Here is a 19,280-nt window from a genome sequence, read left to right on the forward strand (position 1 = left end):
AGCAGGACAACCGCAGAAATGGTTCCCAAGTCTACGAATAATGTGATAGAATTAGGACAAACCAACGACTAGGGGGCTGAAATGTATAAAATATTGATTGTTGAAGATGATAAAACGATCGCTAGAGTACTGAAAGAGCATTTGGAAAAATGGGGATACGCAGTAGAAACGATAGAAGATTTCCAGAACGTTTTAGAAACCTTTATTACTTTTGATCCGCAGATCGTACTGATGGATATCGGGCTGCCGTTTTTTAACGGCCATCATTGGTGCTCAGAAATACGGGCCATATCCAAGGTGCCGATTATCTTCATATCCTCTGCGGATGATAATATGAATATTGTTATGGCCTTGAATATGGGAGGCGATGATTTTATCACCAAGCCGTTCGATCTCAACGTGATCACTGCCAAAGTACAGGCACTGCTGCGAAGGACTTATTCTTTCAAAGAACAGACCAATTTGATCGAACATAAAGGGGCGGTCCTCAACCTGAGTGATGCCACGCTGGCATACCAGGATCAGAAGATCGAACTGACGAAAAACGAATATCGAATTCTGCAAACCCTGATGGCAAACGTAGGAAAGATTGTATCAAGGGACGATATCATAACCGCTTTATGGGAAGACGACAGCTTTGTAGATGACAATACACTTACTGTCAATATGACCCGTCTGCGGAGAAAGCTGTCTGAAGCAGGACTGAGCGACTTTATTAAAACAAAGAAAGGCATCGGATACGTGGTGGAGTCATGAAACTGATTGGGGACTATCTCAAATTTCATAAAAAATCTGTGATCTTGTTTGCCAGCTGTCTGCTGATCTTTATGCTGGTTTTTTTTCTCAGCAATGTCCCTTTGGATATCATTTTATATGCGGGACTCCTCTGCCTTTTGACGGCTTTCTTTATCGTTTCCTATGATTTCGCCCGTTTTCAAAGGCACCACAGAGAGCTTCGGCGGCTGATCGAACCCATTGACTCCCAGATCGACTATCTGCCTGAACCGAGAAACATGATTGATGAAGATTACACGGAAATCATCCGCGAGCTTCATCGGCAGAAACGGGAGTCGGAATCCCGGTCCTATCTGGGGCGTAAGGAGTTGGTGGACTATTTCACCTTGTGGGCCCATCAGATCAAAACTCCCATCGCGGCCATGGGCATGATTTTGCAGAATAAAAACGAGGACAGGCATCCCGAAGACCGGGAGCTTTCGGCAGAGCTGTTCAACATCGAAGAATATGTAAATACGGCCATGTCCTATATCCGCCTTCCCGACATGTCTTCCGACCTGGTTTTCGAACAAGTATCGCTGGATGATCTGATTCGCAGGACCCTAAAAAAATATGCCAGGATGTTTATCAGCAAGAAAATCAGCGTTGACTTTACGGAAACCGGTTATACGGCGATCACTGATGAAAAGTGGCTGTCTGTCGTGCTGGGCCAGATTTTCGTCAATTCTCTCAAATATACCCAGGAGAGAGGAACGGTGTCCATCTATATGGAAGGCGACTGTCTGATGATCGGCGACACTGGGCCGGGCATCCCTGCCGAAGATCTTCCACGGGTCTTTGAAAAAGGCTTCACAGGCCACAACGGGCGGGTTTTCGGAAAATCGACGGGCCAGGGGCTGTATCTGTGCAAGTCGATCATGGACAAATTGTCCCACGGCATTGCCGTCCGCTCCCAGCAGGGGCAGGGCACAACGATGATTCTCGATCTTCATCGGCAAACCTTTCAATAATGTAAGATTAAAAGGGCAAATGTAAGTCAAAACTATGGCAGAAGATTTGCCTTTTTTTTATGATACTTACAGAAGCATTTGAAAAGAGGGAAAGGAGAAGACAGAACATGTCATTACTGGATGTAAAAAACATTGAAAAGATCTATACGACCCGATTTGGAGGGCAGAAGGTGCGGGCGCTGAAAGATGTCAGCTTTACCGTGGACCGCGGCGAATATATCTCGATCATGGGGGAATCCGGATCCGGAAAGACGACCCTGCTCAATATTCTGGCTGCGCTGGATAAACCGACAAAAGGAGAAGTACTCCTTGAAGGAAAGAGCATTGTATCCATTAAAGAAAAAGATATTGCTGAATTCAGACGAAATAATTTGGGGTTTGTGTTCCAGGATTTTAACCTGCTGGACACCTTTTCCGCAGAGGACAATATCTATCTGCCGCTGGTGCTTGCAAGGACCGATCACAAAGAAATGGAAAAACGACTGGAGCCTATTGCCCGGAAATTGGGAATCAGCGATATTCTAAAGAAGTATCCTTATGAAATATCCGGAGGACAAAAACAGAGGGTTGCCATCGCAAGAGCACTGATTACAGGGCCAAAGCTGATCCTTGCTGACGAACCTACCGGCGCGCTGGATTCCAAGGCATCGGACCAGCTGCTTAACCTGTTTTCCCAGCTTAACAAGGAGGGCCAGACGATCCTGATGGTTACCCACAGCGTTCAGGCAGCCAGCAAAGCGGGAAGAGTCCTGTTTATCAAGGACGGACAGGTTTTCCATCAGATTTACAGAGGCGATATGTCGGGCGACCAGATGTATCAGAAGATATCGACGGCGCTGACCGCTCTTTCTACGGGAGGTGGCAGCCGTGAATAAGTCGTTCTATGGAAGTCTGGCCCTGAGCAATATTAAGAAAAATGCCAAAAACTATGTGCCTTATATGCTGACCTGTATCATCAGCATCATGATCTTTTATATCATGGCGGCCATCGTTCAGAACCCGGATGTGACCAAGCTGCTGGGAGGAACGACCCTTAAAGGGCTGCTGGGCTTTGGCTGCGGCATCGTGGGCATTTTTTCCGCCATTTTCCTCTTCTATACCAATAGTTTTCTCATTAAGCAGAGGAAGAAGGAGCTGGCGCTATACAATATTTTGGGAATGGCCAAACGCCACGTGGGAAAAGTTTTCTTCCTGGAAACGCTGATTACATCGCTCGTATCGATGGCGGCAGGCCTTCTTGGCGGCGTTATTCTTGGAAAGCTGGCTTTTCTGCTGGTTCTCAAAGTCATGCAGGTAACCCTTCCCATGAAATATACTTTTTCCCTTTCCGCTGCGCTGATGACCATTCTCGTATTCGGTATCATCTTCTTTGTCGTTCTGCTGTGCAATCTGGGGCGGATTCGCCTTTCCAATCCGATCGAGCTTTTGGCAGGGGGCAGGCAAGGCGAAAAGGAGCCTAAGACCAAGTGGATTCTGGTTCTGCTGGGGGCGGCTGCTATGGGTACGGGCTATTACCTGGCCCTTTCCATCGTTTCACCGCTGCAGGCGCTGATGAACTTTTTCGTCGCTGTCATACTGGTGATCGCAGGCACTTACCTGCTCTTCACGGCAGGCAGCATCGCCTTATTGAAAATGCTGAAAAAGAATAGGAAATTTTATTACAAAACAGAGCATTTTACGGCGGTTTCCGGTATGCTCTATCGGATGAAGCGCAATGCGGCGGGGCTGGCCAGCATTTGCATTCTCAGTACCATGGTGCTGGTGACCATCGCCACCACCGTGTCCATGCAGGTGGGCGTGGAAAACGTAATCGACAAGAACATGCCCAACGACATTCAGATCAGAAGTTACGAAAAGCTGAATAAGAAGCAGCAGCAGGAGCTGCAGTTCCAAGTGATGGATAAGATGAAGGAATACAACATCGATGTGGATCAGATGATCGAGTACGACTACTTATCGGCTGCCGGCGTTAAAGAGCCGGGTAATTTGACACCTTCGCCCCAGGTGGCGCTGGATAAAAAAATCGTTGAGATGTATGTGATACCAATTGAAGGAACCTCTCTGGAAACAAAATATGGGCCTCTGGCTGAAGATGAAATTATCGTCGGGGGTGATGAACCCATTACAGAATCGACCATCGAACTAAATGGAATGGCTTTTAACGTCAAAGACGGCGAATCCAGTTTTGTAACTGCGCCGGAGATGGGTGCGATGGCAAAACTTTATTATATATTGGTGGCAAACGAAAAGGTTAAAAAACAAGTTTATAATAGCAGCAGCGACAAAACGCTGATGAGTGAAGGCTACTATATCGGCTTGGATGTATCCGATTCTTCTAAAGATCAGGCGGCAGCGGCGGCTAAAAGCTTATCGAAAGAAACGCCCGGCGGCATCCGTGTGGAAGAAAAGACGATGGTCGCTGCCGATTTTCACGGAATATACGGCGGACTGCTCTTTGTGGGCATCTTCCTGGGATTCCTCTTCCTGGTGGCCACGGTACTGATTATTTATTACAAACAGATTACCGAGGGCTACGAGGACAGCGAGCGATATCATATTATGCAGAAGGTGGGCATGAGTCAGGCAGAAGTGAGAAAATCCATTCGCAGTCAGATTCTGCTGGTATTCTTCCTGCCGCTGATCGTGGCTGTGGTACACGTGGCCGGTTCGTTCAACATGATGAGCAAGCTTTTGGCTGCTTTGCAGCTGACGGACATCTGGCTTTTCGTGATCTGCACGGCCGTGACCATCCTGGTGTTCATCGTGATTTATGTAATCGTGTACAGCCTTACTGCCCGGGAGTACTATAAGCTGGTAAAATAAAACTGAATAAATGGAAGCTCCTGACTTTTCGCCCAAAAAGAATTGACGCAGGAAGCGGCCCACGCACTGGATATGGCGGGGCTCAATGGATCAAATTCAACGGGAATTTTGCACTACCAGGGGCCAGTGGCCGCTGGTCAGCAGATAAAATCCGTCACCTTTAAACTTATGGAATACAGCGCTAAAACGCAAAAGTGGGACTGCATCAGGGAATTTCCTTTTGAAGCAGGCGAGAGCGGTGACATTTTCGTTTCCTTCTCATCGGACGGCAAAAGGATCCAGATAAAGGTTACGACCAGCGGCGACAATTCAACAGAGCAAAGAACTTCCGGGATTAAGGCAATTCCGGAAATGGCAGAGGCTGTTACGGAAACGTCGGAACAGTTAGAGTCGGTTCCTCTGGAGCTGAATAAGGATATCGCCCTGCATATGACCGTGCAGGCAAAGGCGGACGATGATCTAAAGTCGCCCGATCTCAAGGCCTATCCCGATACGGACGCATATAAAGATTATTCCTACATCCGGGCTGTTGCAGCCAATTTCAGCACCGAGCCGATAGAGCAGTAGGTCAAGAATCAGGTGACCATCAGGAAAAAAATGTACTTGCATCTCCAGGCAAAATCGATTAAACTAATCTTTAAGTAAGGGAGTAGTCAGCGCCGCGGGCGTGACCAAGTCAACATACTGGAAGGAATTCCTGGCTTCGTATTAAATGACGAGACTTATCTGTATTTTGATATGCAGATAGTCTCGTTTTTCAGTTGGAGCGCAGAAGCCTTCCTGTATCACCAACATAGGAGACAAGTTTATGAGTTTATGGGAATTATTTGTGATTGCAGTTGGTTTGTCCATGGATGCCTTTGCGGTATCCATTTGTAAAGGACTTTCCGTAGGCAGGATTAAGATGAAGCACGTGATCATTGTTGGCTTATATTTCGGGGGCTTTCAGGCTCTGATGCCTGCTGTCGGATATTTTTTAGGAAGGCAGTTTCAATCCTTAATCACCAGCATCGATCATTGGATCGCATTTGTGCTGCTGGTTTTGATCGGACTCAATATGATTCGGGAGTCCCGGGGGAAGGAAGAGGAAAAGTTAAACGCTTCTTTCAACTTTCTTACCATGCTGCCTCTGGCGGTTGCTACCAGCATCGATGCCCTGGCTGTCGGCGTCACCTTTGCTTTTTTGAAAGTCGAAATCGCGGCAGCAGTATCTTTTATCGGCATTACTACCTTTATACTTTCCGCTATAGGCCTGAAAATCGGCAACGTGTTCGGCACAAAATACAAAGCTAAGGCGGAGTTCTTCGGCGGTGCGGTGCTGATTCTAATGGGAATCAAAATCTTGCTGGATCATTTGGGAATCATCGGATAAAATGTGCACTATTTGACTTCTGGTTCTGATATGGCCCAGGCAGCTTGAAGGGAGCATGGGAAACTGCCGGTTACAGAAAACGGGAATTCTTCGTTTTTTGTATCAAAATTACAGCCTGGCAGGGGCTACTGTCAGGAATTTTCCAATGAGAAAGCCATTTTAGGGAAATTGTCACAGGCTTTGAGAAAATTAGCCCTTATAAGTGTTGAAAACAGATACAAAAAAATATTTGCCGGTTTTTTTCCAAGATTTCAGAAAGTAATGTGAAGTGACCTACTGGAGCCCCCCGCTGGGAAGGCAGAACGCTCCTTACAACATTTGGCGAATTTTGCACGAAAAAAGGCTGATCGCATTCATCACTCACTTGATGCGACAGCCCCAGGTAATATCACCAGTTATTTCAATTTCTTTACTTTTTCCGCGATTTGCCGCAGCTCTTCTTGAGAAAGCTCCGGAAGATGTTCCAGCTTATCGAGAAATACGGTTACGGTTTCTTTTTCACGCCGGGTGACTACTTCCATGTAATAGCTGACAATAACGCCCGGGATAAGGGCAATGACCAGGATCGCGTGTAAGGACAAATAAACGGTCAGCAGCCTGCCAAAAAAGGTAACAGCTACGATGTCCCCGAACCCAATGGTGGCAATGGATACATAGCAATACCATAGACTGTCTCGATAAGTATGGATCGCGGGTTCTGCGATTTGAATCAAAAGCGCAACTACGAATAAGTTGATGATAAAGGTAAAGAGAATTTTTTCCGCATGAGTCCGCTTGAGGATCATCCATAACATTCTCAGCTTTTTCATAAGTATGTGCTCCTTTGGCGTTTACAAAATTTTGATTCCATCGGACAGTTCCCGTTCAAACTCGATTCGATGGTGCGGTGTATTAATTCCAGGCTGCCCGCCAGTATGTATAAAGATAATTGTTTCGCCTTGTTGGATTTTCCGATCGCGGACCATCTGGCAGATGGCATTGAAGGCTTTTCCCGTATAACATGGATCGAGGATGATCGCCTCTTTTCTGGCCATCTGGTAGATCGCTTCCCGGACTTGAGGCACGGAATTGTTATACCCTTTATAGAAATAGTCTTCGTCAATATGAAAATCGGATTTTTCCGCATCAAACTCCAGGCCGTAGCCCTCTTTCACTCGATCAAAATAGTCCTTGGCAAAAGCGCGGACGCTTTCTTCGTAAGGCATGATTAAAACACCGGTGAGGGAAAGGGGGGATTGGATATCCCGCAGGCCGCAGAACAGTCCCATATAGGTGCCCATACTGCCCACCGCCGTGATGACCCGGCTGTCAGAGATTCCCATTTCAGCAGCCTGGACGGTCAGTTCTTGAGCACAGTCATAATAGCCCAAAATTCCCAGTTCATTGGAACCGCCCATGGGAATATAATAGACTTTTTCACCTTGCGCCTCATAACGTTCTTTGACAGCCATGGCAGTTTCGTGGGATTGAACCATTTCAGAGCGCTGATGATCGTCCTCTTTGAGAATCACTTCTGCTCCCATAATCCGATCCAACAAAATATTGGAAGACACCTCTCCCGGATATTCATCGATGGCGACAATAGCACACTTGAGCCCATATTTGGCAGCGACGGCCGCGGTCAGCCTGCCATGATTGGACTGGGCCCCGCCGACGGTCAGCAGCATGGTAGCTCCCTGCTGCTGAGCATCGAATAAAAAGTATTCGAGCTTTCTCAGCTTATTGCCGCCCATTCCATAGCCTGTCAGATCATCCCGCTTGAGGTATAAGTTGATCCCCAAATCGCGGGAAACACCCGGCAGGTACTCTAGTGGGGTGGGTAAGTTCAAAAACGGTACTTTCTTACATCCAAGTGACATTGCAATAACACCTCTTTTTAATTTTTCAGACTTTGCAGCGGTGCGGGGATTCGGCCGCCGCGGTCGATCATTTTAGCCGGAGATTTTGTGTTCAGTTTCATAACCGGGCCGTTGCCGAGAAGCCCGCCGAAATCCAGCTCCTCTCCTTCCCCAAGGCCCACGGCCGGAATGACCCGTACAGCGGTGGTTTTGGAATTGACCATGCCGATGGCTGCTTCGTCGGCAATAATGGCGGAGATCACCTCTGATGGAGTATCACCCGGGATGATAATCATATCCAGACCTACCGAGCATACGGCAGTCATGGCTTCCAGCTTTTCAATGGAAAGCGTTTTGTTCCTGGCAGCGCTGATCATACCCGCATCTTCGCTGACCGGAATGAAAGCGCCTGACAAACCTCCCACATTGGAAGAGGCCATGACGCCGCCTTTTTTGACCGCATCATTGAGCATGGCAAGAGCAGCCGTTGTTCCGTGGGCGCCGCACTGTTCCAGGCCGATTTCTTCCAGGATGTGTGCCACGGAATCGCCGATGGCCGGTGTAGGGGCTAGCGATAAATCAATAATCCCGAAAGGAACCCCCAGCCGCTGGGAAGCTTCGGTGCCGACCAGCTGCCCTACACGGGTTATTTTAAAAGCAGTCTTCTTAATTTTGTCGGCTATCTGCGTTAGATCGGCATCCTCCGGCATTTTGGAAAGGGCAGAGCGGACAACGCCAGGGCCGGAAACGCCTACGTTGATCACACAGTCCGGTTCGCCTGGGCCGTGGAAGGCTCCTGCCATAAAGGGATTATCTTCCGGAGCATTACAAAATACAACAAGCTTGGCAGCACCGATGCACTGATGATCTTTCGTCAGTTCGGCAGCTTCTCGCACAACGCCGCCCATCAGCTTTACCGCATCCATATTGATTCCGGTTTTGGTGGAACCCACATTGACCGATGAGCAGACGTAATCCGTTTCTGCCAGCGCTCTTGGAATGGATTCAATCAGGTCTTTATCCCCTGGAGAAAATCCTTTCTGGACGAGGGCGGAATAGCCGCCGATAAAGTTGACGCCTACATCTTTGGCCGCCCGATCCAGAGTTTTCGCGTATTTTACAGGATCACCGCCGGAAGCGCCGCAGAGCATGGCGATGGGTGTGACGGAGATCCGTTTGTTTACGATGGGAATCCCGTATTTCTTCTCAATATCCTCGCCGGTTTTGACTAGGTCCTTGGCGCAGCGGTAAATCTTGTCATAAACCTTCTGGCAGGAACGGTCGATATCGCCGTCGCAGCAGTCCAAAAGGGAAATCCCCATAGTAATGGTTCGTATGTCTAAATTTTCTTCCTGTATCATGGTGATGGTTTCCATGATGTCATTCATATTGATCAAAGTTTCATTCCTCCAGTAGCTTTAGATTCTGTGCATGGAATTAAAAATGTCCTCGTGCATCACATGGATCTGCATGCTGGGAACATTTTCTTCCAGTTTTGCCTTCAGCTTTTCCAAATCGCAGTTCATCTTTTGAATATCAATCAGCATGATCATGGCAAAGTAGTCCTGCAGGATGGATTGGGTTACTTCTACTACATTGGCGTTAACATCGGCGCAGGTACCGCTGACCTTGGCCAGGATGCCCACCATATCTTTTCCGATTACTGTGATTACTGCTTTCATAATTCCTCCTAAATTCAGTTTATTCGCTCATCGCTCCAAATATTTCTTGCGGGTGAAGAAGTTATAAAAGGAAACGATGATGCCGGAAACAACTTTTGACAGCATATAATAGAGACCGGCCTTGTCCACCAAAAGCCACATCAGCAGCTGGGTCATCAAAAGACCGATGGCGCTGAGTATGAGAAAGACGGTAAAGGCTGCCGGGTTCAAGCTTTTATCCCTGGTATCGTAGACCCATTTGACGCTGATGCTGTAATTGATACCGGCAGCAGCGCAAAAAGAAAGCCCCGATGCGACCAGGTAGTGAACGCCGAAAACTTCTTTCAAGAAAACCATCAGACCGAAATCAATGGTAAAGCAGGTTACTCCCGTTGCTGTAAAACGCAAAAATTGTTTGATAAGCTCTTTCATAACTTCCCTATTCTACCACAATATGATGGCCGTCTGCAACAGCAATGGCAATCGAACCATCCTCTAAATCGTGAGTCTGATAATGAAAACCCCAGCCGGGATATTTCTCTGCCAAATATGTCTTGTTGCAGCCCTTATGGCCGATCATATTGGAAAACCATTTCTGATTGCTGAAAAAGGTTACTTCTCTGGGGGCAAGAGGCTGACAGCAGGGCGAAAAGGGCTCTGAAAACGAAGAAAGGGCAGTCGTTTTTTCCAGCAGCTTCTCCATCTTTTCCCGGGCAATGGCCCCCTCCACCAGCTGGCGGAAGGCAGGGTGGAAGGTATGACCGCCCACCTGACCGTCGTCCCGGATCAAATCGGAGCTTTTCAGACCTACCCGAATAATCCGGATTCCCGCACCGGTGAGGATTTGATACATATCTTTGGTAATGTCCACAGCTTCATCCGTAGTCAGAGGCGTGTAAGCGCCGCTTGCGTACATGTTCATCAGCTGGGTGCCTTCGATGACCACGGTGGGATAGAGCCGGGCGATGGAAGGGCCGATGGCCGCGGTCTCCTTTGCCGAAAAGAGGCAGGATTCCCTGGAATCACCCGGAAGGCCGATCATCAGCTGGATGCCCAGCTCAAAGCCGTACTCCTTGATCAAACGGCTGGCCTGGTAGACAGCGCTGCTGTCATGTCCCCGCCCGGAAGCTGTTAGAACCTTATCGTCAAAGGACTGGACGCCCAGCTCGATCACATCGGTTCCATAAGCCTTCAGATTGTCCAAAATCCCTTCGTCGATGTAGTCGGGCCTGGTGGAAAGGTGAATCTTGTCCACCAGCCCCCGATTTTTGTAATGGCTGGCAATGGCAAGGTATCGGGATTGCTTTTCCATGGCAATACCGGTAAAACTGCCGCCGAAGAAGGCGATTTCCACCGTTTCAATGCCCGGCCGTCCGGTTAGCGTGGAGAGCCAGGTTTCGATTGTGTTTATGATTTCCCCTTCGCTCATGTCCGGCTGCCTGGCAGTGATCGCCTTTTGATTGCAGAAAACACAATCATTGGGGCAGCCCTGATGAGGAATGAAAATCGGTATAATTGCATGCTTTTTCATAATAATTATATTTTAACATAAATGGAGAGTATGATATAATGAATCCAGCGTATTTTTTGAAAAGTGAGAACTTATTCGAGGAACCGGAGGGACACCGAGAAGGCATGGAAAAGGCACCGACTATCGGGATTGTTGAAAAAACACTTGTTTTCTGACAGTTTCCTCATTGGACAGCTCTGATCGAGGCAATTTGAGCCATGGACTATCAAAATCAAAAGCTTAACAGTGAGTTTTTGATAGTTTTCCGATTCCCAGGATCGATACAGTTCGTATCTTAAAAAATCTGCGCAGGGTAAGGGGGATGATCTACCCATGAAAAGACAAGTATGGATTGGACCTAGAATTTGGAAGTCTCTAAAAGCCTTTCAAGTGAAGAACCGTAAATACATAACGGAAAATCGTGAGGATATTGCCGAAAAGAATCGCACCATCTTGAAGCGTATCAGCCTGCTCTACTCAATGGTTTTGATCGGCTATGCGATTATGGCATTTTTCGTATTCAAATCGCCGGAATTGGATTATGTGTATTTGTTCTATATTTCGCTACAAATCTGTTTTGACCTTGTACTCATTTATCAGGATCGGAGTAAAAAACTGAAATACCGGACAGTAAGTTGTCTTTGTGTGATTTTTTGCCTGTTAGTTATGGCTTTTATAATAACGGTCAGCATCTACCCATTCCCTGAAAAGCCCGCGATCTATTTTCCAACAGCTCTGGTGGCACTATCGGTTTTATTTGTTTTTACCTTTGCAAAGCTGGCGATGATGCAGATTGGATTTGCCGCTGTTTTTTTGGTGATTGATCATGGGCTGAAAACTGCTGACGCATACAGTTATGATGCCTTTGCTACGGCTGCAGCGCTTATCATCGGTCTGATTTGTGCATATATCGTTACAGACTTGAGATTGAAAGAATATAAAGTAAAGGTGCAGCTTCAGCGTCTCAGTTCGATTGATAGTTTGACGGGTTTGTATAATAAGAGGATGACACAGCAGCTATGCAGTCAATATCTGAAACAGAAGGAGGGCCAGCCCCAGGGCGTTTTGTTTATCCTTGATCTGGATGATTTCAAGGGGATCAATGACCAGCAGGGACATATGAAAGGGGATTTGGTTCTGACGAAAATTGGCAAATGTCTGCGGGAGTGTTTTCGCGAAGAAGATATTCTGGGGCGGATCGGAGGCGATGAATTTCTGGCCTTCATGGTAGGAACCAGCGATAGAAAGGTTGCAGAAACAAGGGCAGAGCTGGTGATCGATGCGGTTTCAAAGGTGAAATTTGACGCCTCGTCTCTGCAGGTGACTTGCAGCGTCGGTATCGCTGTTTGTGGCGGGGAAGCAATGGATTTCAACCAGCTGTTTGCCAGGGCTGATAAAGCGATGTATTATGCAAAGCTGCGGGGGAAGGACGAATTTGTAGTTTGGCAGGATGAAGCGGAACAAATGTGTTAAGTGTGAATGAGAGGAAGGAAACATGAAAAGAAAAAAGACGAAAATCATTGTAATAGGGCTGGCCCTGCTGGTGATTCTGGCAGGAGCTGGAATTTTTGCCTATTATCAGACCCAGTATTTTCTAGTACTCAATGGAGATAAAAATGTAGAATTGAATCTTTGCCAGACCTTTGAGGACCCAGGGGCAGCTGCCAAGAAAGGCGGCAAGGATGTGAGCAGTCAAATTCAGATAAAGAGCGACTTGAACCTGGAAAAACCGGGGGACTATACCATCACTTACACCCTGGGAAACCTGGATATAGAACGGCACATTACCGTAAAAAACAAGATGGATCCAGTCTTAAGGCTAAAAGGAAAAGACCCCTTGAACGTTAAGCTGGGGGAAGAGTTTCAGGAACCGGGCTATACGGCTGAAGATCAGAACGGAACCAATCTGAAGAAACGGGTAAAGGTGGACATGCCCGATCTTAAAAAAGCGGGTAAAACGGAAATCACTTATACTGTTTCTGACGACAGCGGAAAAAGCACCACCGTTACAAGGCAGATCAATGTTCTGCCCAATACGGACTATCAGACTCCGGGACTACCCATCTGCATGTATCATTATGTTTATGACCGAAACGATCCGCCCGATGACCTCAACCATCGCTTTGGAAACTATATTGAAGCCCATGACTTGGAAGAAGAGCTGAACTGGCTCAAATCCGAAGATTATTACTTTCCCACCTGGCAGGAGGTGCGCGACTATGTGGACGGCAAACTTTTGCTGCCGGATAAGAGCATTGTTCTTTGTTTTGACGACGGCGCCAAAAGCTTTCTCAAAGTAGGTATCCCGGTACTGGAAAAATGCCAGGTTCCGGCTACCTGTTTTATGATCACATCGGGAGACGGCGCGAAAAAGGTAAAGAAGTATCAGAGCCAGTATGTCACCTATCAATCCCATTCGGACAACATGCATCGGCCGGGAGGCAATATCGGCCACGGCGGAATCTTTACCGCGCTGCCTAGGGAAGAGGCTTTGGAAGATTTGAAAGCGTCCATAGAAAAATGCGGAAACAGCGATGCCTTTGCCTATCCATATGGGGACTATACCCAGGAGTGCCGAAACATCCTGGAAGAAGCAGGTTTTCTGTGTGCAGTGACCACAGAAAGCGGCAAGGCCAGGCCGGGAATGGATCCTCTGCTCCTGCCCCGGGTAAGAATGTCCATGGGACAAAGCCTTCAGAGATTCCAGAACATGGTAATGCCGCCGGGTACCAGCGCCGAGTGAGTTAGTCAGCCGGTGCCCCTTGGATGATACTTCCGATATCTTCAAGGGCGTATTGGCTGAAATACTTGACCTTCAAGCGGCGGCTTTCAATAAACGATCGAATTTTTTCGTAATCGGGATGGGACTTCAGATTGCCGTTAAAGATGATTTCATCTCCAACCCGACCGGAGGCTCCGCCCAGAAAACCATAAGGAAAGCCCCGCAAAGCCACATGCCCCGGATCCACCAGCAGCACATCCAGCTTCCCGCTGCACGCCTTATAAATGCCCCGGTCTGCGGTGATGATCGAGGTTTCATCTACAATCACGATATTACATTTGGCATACCCCTGCCGAACGTGGATTTTCTCCATACTTTCTGCTTGTGTCAGCAGCGCTTGATCCGTATAGGTCAAATTGTGAATGAAAAAGGCTCCAGTGCAGGCTGCATTGTAAACGATGTTTTGCGGATACTTGGGGCCAATTTTGGAAGGATCGCCGAAAAAAACCGAACCGCCCGGCCCCATCCCGCACAGATAAATATCCGGATGGGCGGACACCGGGTCGTAGGTGCGGTCTGTGGGGGCGATCAAATGGACTTGATGCCCGGCCCGCTGCAAATGGTCGATCAATATGGAGTTGGCCGTTTGGGATACATAAATCATACTCATATCCCAAGTATAGCATGGCAAAGGACATTTTCATAAAAATTTTCTTGCATTTCTTCGGATGAGCGGGTATACTACATATCCGTAACAACAGAATCAGACAGTTCGCGACCATCCTGTCTCTAAACAAAACTACGGGAACCGCAGCGGTGCATGTCAATCCGCTGTCATTTGGGATGGTGCTTTTAAGGAAGCGCCTTTTTTGTTGGGAAATTTATCGGAAAGGACCCGCTTATGGATCGATACAGCAGAATAACAGAAAAAAATCCCCGGGAGATCGTTCTCCTCCGGGGCAGCGGATGCAAATGGAGAAGATGCCGCTTTTGCGATTATCACCTGGATTTTTCATCTGATGAAAAAGCAAACTATCGGCTTAATAAACAGGTGCTTGGACAGGTGGAAGGCATTTACAGCAGTTTGGAAGTCATCAATTCGGGCAGCTTTTGCGACCTGGATGAAGAATCGATAGGTGAAATTCTGCAGGTTTGCAAAGATAAAACCATCAGCCGGATTCATTTGGAGTGCCACTGGCGCGATCGGGAAACCCTTTCCCAATTCCGCAGCTTTTTTGGAGAGCATGGGATTCAAGTGACGGTAAAAATGGGAGTGGAAACCTTTGATGAGGTTTTTCGGGATGGTGTGCTGCAAAAGGGCATGGACCACGTAAAGCCGCAGGAAATCGCACGTTACGCCGATGAGGTCTGTCTGTTGTTCGGACTGACCGGGCAGAGCGAAGCTTCTATGATCAAGGATATGGAGACCGGCCTTGCGTTTTTCAACCGGGTTTGTGTCAATCTGATGACGAAAAACACATCGCGGATGGAGCCGGATCCCGTTGTCCTTGACATTTTCAAAGACCGGATCTATCCAAAGTACAGCGCGGACAGCCGGGTCGATATTCTGTTGGAAAACACAGACTTTGGCGTTGGAGGAGAATCAAGACATGAATAACGAACTATTATTGATGGGATCGCTGATCCTGATCTACGGAGGCGTTCTGGTTATGTACCGGATTTTCGGCAGAACCGGCCTCTACTGCTGCACGGTAATTGCCACGATTACAGCCAATATGGAAGTCCTGCTGATGGTGGACGCCTTCGGTATGGAGCAGACCCTGGGCAACATTCTTTTTGCGGCCACCTTTTTAATCACGGACATTCTCAGTGAAACCGCAGGGAAAAAAGCTGCCCAGAAGGCGGTCAACATCGGCATCGCCACTTCCGTGGCTTTTATTCTCATTTCCCAGTCCTGGCTCCTTTATACGCCGGCTGCAAGCGATTGGGCCAGGGAAAGCTTTGAAACCATCTTTACCAATACGCCAAGACTTATGATTGTCAGTTTTCTGGTCTATGCCATATGCCAGCGCTTTGATGTATGGGCTTATCACAAATGGTGGGCCTTTACGACCAAGCGGTGCGGCGACGGCAAACGGTTTTTATGGCTGCGAAACAATGGATCCACCATGATATCCCAAATCCTCAATACGGTGCTATATACCTTCGGCGCGTTTTTCTCCATGTATGATCTATCGACGCTGATCAGTATATGCGTGTCCAGCTATGTGATCTTTTTGGTCACAAGTCTGGCCGATACGCCGGTTATCTATCTGGCCAGAAGGATGAAAAAAGAGAAAAATTTTCTTGACATGAATAATAATTCATGCAATAATAATTGATAAATGCGAAGACCAGAAACTAGTAAATCCGCCAAAGCCCTACAGAGAGCAGCCGGAAGGTGAGAGGCGCAGGAAACCGTCGGATCGAATACATTCTGCGAGCAGTCCGCTGAACGGGAATTTTATGCAAAGGAATTCCGCAAATAGGTTGGAACGGGTTCACCCGTTATAGTGAGCGAGTTTAGTAAGAACTCAGTGAGGCTGCGGTTGTGAGGCTGCAGTGAACAGAGGTGGTAACGCGGTATATAATCTGCCCTCTGAACATAGTTCAGAGGGTTTTTTCGTTTTTGGAAATACGCTCTGTAAAATAAAACAGAAAGGATTGAAAAAAACTATGTTAATCAAAATCTTACTATTGTGTGTATTCTTTGCCATCATGATCGGAATCGGCCTTTATTGCAGAAAGCATGCCACCGACGTGAACGGATTTGTTCTGGGAGGGCGCTCCGTAGGGCCGTGGCTGACGGCGTTCGCTTACGGCACCTCCTATTTTTCCGCTGTTATATTTATCGGCTACGCAGGACAGTTCGGATGGAAATACGGCATCGCCTCCACCTGGATCGGCATCGGCAATGCCTTAATCGGTTCCCTTTTGGCTTGGGTGATTTTAGGCCGCAGGACACGGATCATGACCCAGCACTTGGATTCTGCCACCATGCCGGAATTCTTTGGCGCCAGATTTAACAGCAAAGCGCTCAAAGTGGGAGCATCCGTTATCATATTTATCTTTTTGATTCCGTATACAGCTTCCCTGTACAACGGTCTTTCCCGGCTTTTCGGGATGGCCTTTCATATCGATTATACGGTCTGCATCATCATTATGGCCGTGCTGACCGGGATCTATGTCATTGCAGGAGGCTATATGGCAACCGCAATCAATGACTTTATTCAGGGGATCATCATGCTCTTTGGAATTATAGCCGTCATCGCGGCGGTGATTATGAGCAAAGGCGGCTTTATGGAAGCTTTAAACGGCTTGGCCAGCGTGGAAGATCCGGCTGTATCTGCGACTCCGGGCGCCTTTAATTCCTTCTTCGGTCCTGATCCGCTCAACCTGCTGGGCGTGGTCATCCTCACATCCCTGGGAACCTGGGGTCTGCCTCAAATGGTACAAAAATTTTACGCCATTGAAAGCGAAAAATCCATACATAAAGGAACGATCATTTCAACGCTGTTTGCCCTGGTCGTGGCTGGCGGATGCTATTTCCTGGGCGGCTTCGGTAGATTGTTCTCTGACCAGATTAATATCGAAGCGGACGGGTTTGACGCTATCATTCCCACGATGCTTTCCAACCTGCCGGACGCCCTGGTGGGGCTGGTGGTGCTGCTGGTGCTGTCGGCATCCATGTCAACGCTGTCCTCACTGGTAATGGCATCCAGTTCAACCCTGACCATCGATTTTCTCAAGGACAATTTCATCAAGAACATGAGCGATAAGACCCAGGTCTTTGTGATTCGTGTATTAATTGTAGTCTTTATCGCCATATCGGTTGTGATCGCAGTCATTCAGTACAGGAGCGCGGTAACCTTCATCGCCCAGCTGATGGGCGTGTCCTGGGGCGCGCTGGCAGGCGCCTTCCTGGCGCCGCTGCTCTATGGTCTTTACTGGAAGGGGACTACCAAGATCGCCTGCTGGTGCAGCTATGTCTGGGGCGCGGGGCTGATGATGCTCAATCTGCTTTTCAGAGAATCTTTCCCCATGATCCTGCAATCGCCAATCAATGCGGGCGCCTTCGCCATGCTTTCTGGGCTGATTATAGTCCCGGTGGTGAGCTGGCTGACGCCCAAGCTGGACCGCCAGATGGTGGAAAACTGCTTCTCCTGGTATGAAGAGCCGGTGAAAGTGCCGGCAAAATTTGCCCTCAGCGATGGGGAGGAGTAAAAGATTTAAGAAAGTCCTGCCGGATGGAGCAGATTTGAGAATAGGGCGGACTCAGGCCCAGCAAGCGTTTGAGAAATTCCATTTGGCCGGCGGACAGGGGCAGCTGCCGGTACCAGGGCTGTTTGCCGCCGCTGCCTTTGGAAACAGGGTAAAGGGCATATAATAAGTAAAGAAAAAAGTCTCCCAGATAGGAAAAGTCGGACTGGAAGAGAGCGTGCTCCTGATGGGCAAATCTGGCCAGTCCGAAATCCACCAGAGACAGCCGCTGCTGGTCCGGATCCCACAGGACGTTGGAAATGCGAATATCCCTATGGACGATGTCTTTATGGTGAAGATAAGCGATCAGGTCCAAGAGCTGCACCATAATTTGATGGATCTCTTCATACGTAAAGGGATGGCGGCGGGAAAAGAGCAGCTGCTTGATCGATATGCCGGGCATATATTCCAGCACAAAAAAATAGCTGCGGCCTTCGTTGACAATCCCCAACAGCTCAGGCACAGCAGGGTGCCGGAGCATAGAAAGAATCACAGGTTCAAAATGATTTTTGCCTGTGTTCTTTTTTTTCATCGGATTGTGGAGACGTTTGAGCACCACAAGCTTGCCGCCTGCGGATCGGGCGGCAAAACAGCTGCCGTACCTGCCTTGGCCGAGGCTTTTTTCCAGCTTGTAGCCTTGAAAGCTGCGGCCTATATATCTTTTTGGAAAAAGGAGCATTTGGGACTATTTCCTGGGAGCGCCGCAGGACGGGCAGAATTTTGCGTTGTCCGGCAGTTTTTGTCCGCAGCCTGTGCAGATGGAGCCGCTGTTCATCTTAGCACCGCATTCCAGACAGAATTTCGATCCGGCAGGAACTTGGGAGCCGCAGGACGGACAGAAGGAATTTTCCTGTGGCTGGCCGCTGGAAGACAAGGGCTGCTGGTAATTTGGCTGTTGATATTGGTTCCCCTCCGGGTAATATCCCCTTCCGCTGCTGAACGATCCCATCAGGCCTCCCAACTTGCCCAACAGACCTTTTTTCTGATAATGACGTCCGCCGTTATGGGGATTTCTGTACGGGTTTCTACCGCTTGATGCTGAAAAAAAGCTCATGGTGGTTCCTCCTTTTGAATGAAAAGCTTTGCCTTGGATTGCTGCTGATCGATCACAGCAGGATGCGTGATCCCAATCCCGCAGGCATCATATATATAAGTATATAGCCTGAACATTAAACTAAGATTAAAAAAACATTTGAGACTGGCAAATTTCCCCCGTTGTACTGCTTCTGGTGAAGTCTTGGCTCATCTTGCAGCGGATGTTTTGTAATGGTGCATATTTAAATTGACAAATTCTAAGATTATGATATATTTATATTAAATATAGTTATGTTAGATATATGGAGGCAGAT

20 protein-coding genes and 1 other annotated feature are annotated in these 19,280 nt (G+C 48.0%); of the genes, 11 read left to right on the plus strand and 9 right to left on the minus strand.

The genetic code is table 11. From position 1 onward, the window contains the following. Nucleotides 1-81: 81 nt before the first annotated feature. From NIA71_RS01430 to NIA71_RS01455, 6 genes are all read left to right on the plus strand, one after another. The gene (locus tag NIA71_RS01430) at nucleotides 82-756 is read left to right on the plus strand and encodes a response regulator transcription factor (RefSeq protein ID WP_148396590.1); all 675 of its coding nucleotides are present in this window, start codon (nucleotides 82-84) and stop codon (nucleotides 754-756) included. Further along, nucleotides 753-1,745 (plus strand): sensor histidine kinase, encoded by a 993-nt coding sequence (locus NIA71_RS01435; protein WP_148396589.1) that lies wholly within the window; start codon nucleotides 753-755, stop codon nucleotides 1,743-1,745. Before NIA71_RS01430 ends, NIA71_RS01435 begins: the two co-directional genes overlap by 4 nt. Before the next feature lie 107 nt (nucleotides 1,746-1,852). Beyond that, on the plus strand, nucleotides 1,853-2,620 hold the full coding sequence (locus tag NIA71_RS01440; protein ID WP_148396588.1) for an ABC transporter ATP-binding protein: 768 nt from the start codon (nucleotides 1,853-1,855) through the stop codon (nucleotides 2,618-2,620). Then, nucleotides 2,613-4,568: an ABC transporter permease gene (locus NIA71_RS01445; protein WP_253019513.1), complete on the plus strand. Its 1,956-nt coding sequence runs from the start codon at nucleotides 2,613-2,615 to the stop codon at nucleotides 4,566-4,568. The genes NIA71_RS01440 and NIA71_RS01445 overlap by 8 nt, the downstream gene beginning before the upstream one ends. Before the next feature lie 42 nt (nucleotides 4,569-4,610). Beyond that, a complete protein-coding gene (locus NIA71_RS01450) occupies nucleotides 4,611-5,135 on the plus strand; it encodes a hypothetical protein (protein WP_253019514.1) in 525 nt (174 codons plus the stop codon). A 241-nt stretch (nucleotides 5,136-5,376) separates the two neighbouring features. Beyond that, entirely contained in the window at nucleotides 5,377-5,940 is a 564-nt protein-coding gene (locus NIA71_RS01455; protein ID WP_148396585.1) for a manganese efflux pump MntP family protein, read from the plus strand. A 395-nt stretch (nucleotides 5,941-6,335) separates the two neighbouring features. Here NIA71_RS01455 and NIA71_RS01460 read toward each other — a convergent pair whose 3' ends face one another. Genes NIA71_RS01460 through NIA71_RS01485 form a run of 6 tightly spaced genes read right to left on the minus strand, consistent with a single transcriptional unit; the run spans nucleotide 6,336 to nucleotide 10,970 of the window. Further along, complete coding sequence (locus NIA71_RS01460; protein ID WP_148396584.1) at nucleotides 6,336-6,749, minus strand: potassium channel family protein; 414 nt, start codon at nucleotides 6,747-6,749, stop codon at nucleotides 6,336-6,338. Nucleotides 6,750-6,770: 21 nt separating this feature from the next. Next, nucleotides 6,771-7,799, minus strand: a complete 1,029-nt coding sequence (locus tag NIA71_RS01465; protein ID WP_253019519.1) for a 1-aminocyclopropane-1-carboxylate deaminase/D-cysteine desulfhydrase — start codon at nucleotides 7,797-7,799, stop codon at nucleotides 6,771-6,773. 17 nt (nucleotides 7,800-7,816) lie between these two features. Further along, complete coding sequence (locus NIA71_RS01470; RefSeq protein ID WP_148396582.1) at nucleotides 7,817-9,175, minus strand: PFL family protein; 1,359 nt, start codon at nucleotides 9,173-9,175, stop codon at nucleotides 7,817-7,819. Between the two features lie 21 nt (nucleotides 9,176-9,196). Continuing rightward, the gene (locus NIA71_RS01475) at nucleotides 9,197-9,460 is read right to left on the minus strand and encodes an ACT domain-containing protein (protein ID WP_148396581.1); all 264 of its coding nucleotides are present in this window, start codon (nucleotides 9,458-9,460) and stop codon (nucleotides 9,197-9,199) included. 27 nt (nucleotides 9,461-9,487) lie between these two features. Next, nucleotides 9,488-9,871, minus strand: a complete 384-nt coding sequence (locus tag NIA71_RS01480) for a GtrA family protein (protein WP_148396580.1) — start codon at nucleotides 9,869-9,871, stop codon at nucleotides 9,488-9,490. Between the two features lie 7 nt (nucleotides 9,872-9,878). Continuing rightward, nucleotides 9,879-10,970: an elongator complex protein 3 gene (locus NIA71_RS01485; protein WP_227754984.1), complete on the minus strand. Its 1,092-nt coding sequence runs from the start codon at nucleotides 10,968-10,970 to the stop codon at nucleotides 9,879-9,881. A 312-nt stretch (nucleotides 10,971-11,282) separates the two neighbouring features. Here NIA71_RS01485 and NIA71_RS01490 point away from each other — a divergent pair, with 312 nt between their 5' ends. Then, complete coding sequence (locus tag NIA71_RS01490) at nucleotides 11,283-12,422, plus strand: GGDEF domain-containing protein (RefSeq protein ID WP_227754985.1); 1,140 nt, start codon at nucleotides 11,283-11,285, stop codon at nucleotides 12,420-12,422. A 22-nt stretch (nucleotides 12,423-12,444) separates the two neighbouring features. Continuing rightward, nucleotides 12,445-13,692: an immunoglobulin-like domain-containing protein gene (locus tag NIA71_RS01495; RefSeq protein WP_253019520.1), complete on the plus strand. Its 1,248-nt coding sequence runs from the start codon at nucleotides 12,445-12,447 to the stop codon at nucleotides 13,690-13,692. Nucleotide 13,693: 1 nt separating this feature from the next. Here the strand turns inward: NIA71_RS01495 and NIA71_RS01500 are convergent, their stop codons facing one another. Continuing rightward, entirely contained in the window at nucleotides 13,694-14,335 is a 642-nt protein-coding gene (locus NIA71_RS01500) for a DUF6873 family GME fold protein (protein ID WP_253019521.1), read from the minus strand. 237 nt (nucleotides 14,336-14,572) lie between these two features. On the opposite strand from NIA71_RS01500, the gene NIA71_RS01505 reads away from it, so the two are divergent. The 3 genes from NIA71_RS01505 to NIA71_RS01515 all read left to right on the plus strand — a co-directional run bounded on the left by NIA71_RS01505 (nucleotide 14,573) and on the right by NIA71_RS01515 (nucleotide 17,895). After that, a complete protein-coding gene (locus tag NIA71_RS01505; RefSeq protein ID WP_253019522.1) occupies nucleotides 14,573-15,289 on the plus strand; it encodes a radical SAM protein in 717 nt (238 codons plus the stop codon). After that, nucleotides 15,282-16,013 carry a queuosine precursor transporter gene (locus NIA71_RS01510; protein ID WP_148396574.1) on the plus strand — a complete coding sequence of 244 codons (732 nt, stop codon included), beginning with the start codon at nucleotides 15,282-15,284 and terminating at the stop codon, nucleotides 16,011-16,013. The genes NIA71_RS01505 and NIA71_RS01510 overlap by 8 nt, the downstream gene beginning before the upstream one ends. Continuing rightward, nucleotides 16,013-16,274: a binding site (T-box leader), on the plus strand. Its footprint overlaps the gene before it by 1 nt. A 73-nt stretch (nucleotides 16,275-16,347) precedes the next feature. Beyond that, entirely contained in the window at nucleotides 16,348-17,895 is a 1,548-nt protein-coding gene (locus tag NIA71_RS01515; RefSeq protein ID WP_253019523.1) for a sodium:solute symporter family protein, read from the plus strand. On the opposite strand, the gene NIA71_RS01520 is transcribed toward NIA71_RS01515, so the two are convergent. Together NIA71_RS01520 and NIA71_RS01525 are read right to left on the minus strand one after the other, a co-directional pair. Further along, nucleotides 17,876-18,610, minus strand: coding sequence for a serine/threonine protein kinase (locus NIA71_RS01520; protein ID WP_227754990.1), 735 nt, complete (start codon nucleotides 18,608-18,610; stop codon nucleotides 17,876-17,878). The two genes, NIA71_RS01515 and NIA71_RS01520, sit on opposite strands and share 20 nt — an antisense overlap. A 6-nt stretch (nucleotides 18,611-18,616) precedes the next feature. Beyond that, the gene (locus tag NIA71_RS01525; protein WP_148396571.1) at nucleotides 18,617-18,985 is read right to left on the minus strand and encodes a zinc ribbon domain-containing protein; all 369 of its coding nucleotides are present in this window, start codon (nucleotides 18,983-18,985) and stop codon (nucleotides 18,617-18,619) included. Nucleotides 18,986-19,280 lie beyond the last annotated feature (295 nt).

The sequence above is a fragment of the Ihubacter massiliensis genome, from assembly GCF_024125305.1.
In the GTDB taxonomy this organism is placed as follows: Bacteria; Bacillota; Clostridia; order Peptostreptococcales; family Anaerovoracaceae; genus Hominibacterium; species Hominibacterium faecale.

Excerpts from the sequence above, each read along its gene's own strand:
- NIA71_RS01430 (WP_148396590.1), top strand. The coding sequence starts at position 82 with ATGTATAAAATATTGATTGTTGAAGATGATAAAACGATCGCTAGAGTA.
- NIA71_RS01435 (WP_148396589.1), top strand. The coding sequence starts at position 753 with ATGAAACTGATTGGGGACTATCTCAAATTTCATAAAAAATCTGTGATC.
- NIA71_RS01440 (WP_148396588.1), top strand. The coding sequence starts at position 1,853 with ATGTCATTACTGGATGTAAAAAACATTGAAAAGATCTATACGACCCGA.
- NIA71_RS01455 (WP_148396585.1), top strand. The coding sequence starts at position 5,377 with ATGAGTTTATGGGAATTATTTGTGATTGCAGTTGGTTTGTCCATGGAT.
- NIA71_RS01460 (WP_148396584.1), bottom strand. The coding sequence starts at position 6,749 with ATGAAAAAGCTGAGAATGTTATGGATGATCCTCAAGCGGACTCATGCG.
- NIA71_RS01465 (WP_253019519.1), bottom strand. The coding sequence starts at position 7,799 with ATGTCACTTGGATGTAAGAAAGTACCGTTTTTGAACTTACCCACCCCA.
- NIA71_RS01475 (WP_148396581.1), bottom strand. The coding sequence starts at position 9,460 with ATGAAAGCAGTAATCACAGTAATCGGAAAAGATATGGTGGGCATCCTG.
- NIA71_RS01480 (WP_148396580.1), bottom strand. The coding sequence starts at position 9,871 with ATGAAAGAGCTTATCAAACAATTTTTGCGTTTTACAGCAACGGGAGTA.
- NIA71_RS01485 (WP_227754984.1), bottom strand. The coding sequence starts at position 10,970 with ATGAAAAAGCATGCAATTATACCGATTTTCATTCCTCATCAGGGCTGC.
- NIA71_RS01490 (WP_227754985.1), top strand. The coding sequence starts at position 11,283 with ATGAAAAGACAAGTATGGATTGGACCTAGAATTTGGAAGTCTCTAAAA.
- NIA71_RS01495 (WP_253019520.1), top strand. The coding sequence starts at position 12,445 with ATGAAAAGAAAAAAGACGAAAATCATTGTAATAGGGCTGGCCCTGCTG.
- NIA71_RS01500 (WP_253019521.1), bottom strand. The coding sequence starts at position 14,335 with ATGATTTATGTATCCCAAACGGCCAACTCCATATTGATCGACCATTTG.
- NIA71_RS01505 (WP_253019522.1), top strand. The coding sequence starts at position 14,573 with ATGGATCGATACAGCAGAATAACAGAAAAAAATCCCCGGGAGATCGTT.
- NIA71_RS01510 (WP_148396574.1), top strand. The coding sequence starts at position 15,282 with ATGAATAACGAACTATTATTGATGGGATCGCTGATCCTGATCTACGGA.
- NIA71_RS01515 (WP_253019523.1), top strand. The coding sequence starts at position 16,348 with ATGTTAATCAAAATCTTACTATTGTGTGTATTCTTTGCCATCATGATC.
- NIA71_RS01520 (WP_227754990.1), bottom strand. The coding sequence starts at position 18,610 with ATGCTCCTTTTTCCAAAAAGATATATAGGCCGCAGCTTTCAAGGCTAC.
- NIA71_RS01525 (WP_148396571.1), bottom strand. The coding sequence starts at position 18,985 with ATGAGCTTTTTTTCAGCATCAAGCGGTAGAAACCCGTACAGAAATCCC.